Genomic DNA, 1,215 nt, shown 5'->3' with positions numbered 1-1,215 from the left:
AAACGACTATAGACTGTCTGCCAAGCACCATAACGTTCTGGTAAGTCACGCCATGCTGCACCACTGCGCATAACCCAGAGAATGGCGTTAAAGGCAGTTCGGTCATCAATTTTGGATGGTCGTCCAGTTCGATATGGTGGAAATAGTGAAGCAATGCGTTTCCACTGGTCATCTTCAAGTTCATAACGTTTAGGCGTTGTCATGGTAAGACCTCAATTCGTTTTTACAACGATTATACCTAAAAGAGACGTTTTCAAACAGACCCTAGCCAAGACCACTGTAATATACTAGGTGATTGCACCCCACACACCTCTCAAATTGAAGTGGCCCAAGTGGGGACTTTTTGTACTCAGAGGTAGCTATGACTGGATATATTCAAAAGGCAACAACTGTTGACGAACAACTAGTTTTACTAAAATCCCGTGGGCTAGAATTATCATCTGATACAGACATGATTCACAAGCAATTAGAAAACATTGGATATTTTAAATTTAAAGGATACTGCTTACCTTTTTACGATCGCCCCAATCACTTTCAAACAGGGGCTACTTTTGACGCTATCTATCATGCTTACATCTTTGATCAAGAACTCCATACCCTTATTTTTGCATTAATCAGTCGCATAGAATCCCAATTGAAGTCTCGGTTTGGAAGCTACATTGCCCTTAATAAATCGCCCCTTGGATATCTAGATCCTTCCTTTTTTAAAAAAAATCAGCTTCAGAAAAATTGGTTGTCAAACGTACAGACGGAGTTGAAAAGAGCAGCCAACCGTCAAGAAACTTATCCAACTCACTATCAATCCAACTATGAAAATGAGTTCCCTATCTGGGTTATCCTTGAAATGAGTACCTTAGGAAGCATTTCAAAATTTTACACCGATATAAACACGCAAGACCAAAAAAACTTTTCCAAGCAAAATTATCAATTGCCAAATAAACGTCTAGAGAATTGGTTGCATTACATTACCTTGGTACGAAACTCTTGCGCTCATAACAATTGCACATTTGCTAAACAACTAGCGACTACACCTACTTTTCAACGTAGTGACTTGAGTCAACCACGCCCGTTTAAAAACGGACGCTTGTGGGAACCACACCCATGGTATGGCGACCACAATTTGCTTAGATACAGCGCTAGCCTACGAATAGGACTTATCCGCTAATTACCAAAGCCTTTTAAGTCCGCAGGTTGCCAGACGGACTCATTCTTTAT

Annotated in this window: 2 protein-coding genes; one reads left to right on the top strand and one right to left on the bottom strand. The window is 40.5% G+C overall.

Annotation, left to right across the window (positions count from 1 at the left end; all coding sequences use genetic code 11):
* The coding region (locus FC99_RS09835) for a transposase (protein WP_156639360.1) at positions 1-203 on the bottom strand (203 nt) is incomplete at its 3' end.
* A gap of 158 nt (positions 204-361) precedes the next feature.
* Here FC99_RS09835 and FC99_RS09830 point away from each other — a divergent pair.
* The gene (locus tag FC99_RS09830; protein WP_056986541.1) at positions 362-1,165 is read left to right on the top strand and encodes an Abi family protein; all 804 of its coding nucleotides are present in this window, start codon (positions 362-364) and stop codon (positions 1,163-1,165) included.
* Positions 1,166-1,215 lie beyond the last annotated feature (50 nt).

It is taken from the genome of Levilactobacillus koreensis JCM 16448 (genome assembly GCF_001435525.1).
Taxonomy (GTDB): domain Bacteria; phylum Bacillota; class Bacilli; order Lactobacillales; family Lactobacillaceae; genus Levilactobacillus; species Levilactobacillus koreensis.
The sequence above is the reverse complement of the archived record's forward strand: the minus strand, read 5'-3'. Positions and strand labels throughout refer to the sequence as shown.

Bases quoted from the DNA above. Each gene is read 5' to 3' on its own strand.
- FC99_RS09830 (WP_056986541.1), top strand. From the start codon at position 362: ATGACTGGATATATTCAAAAGGCAACAACTGTTGACGAACAACTAGTT.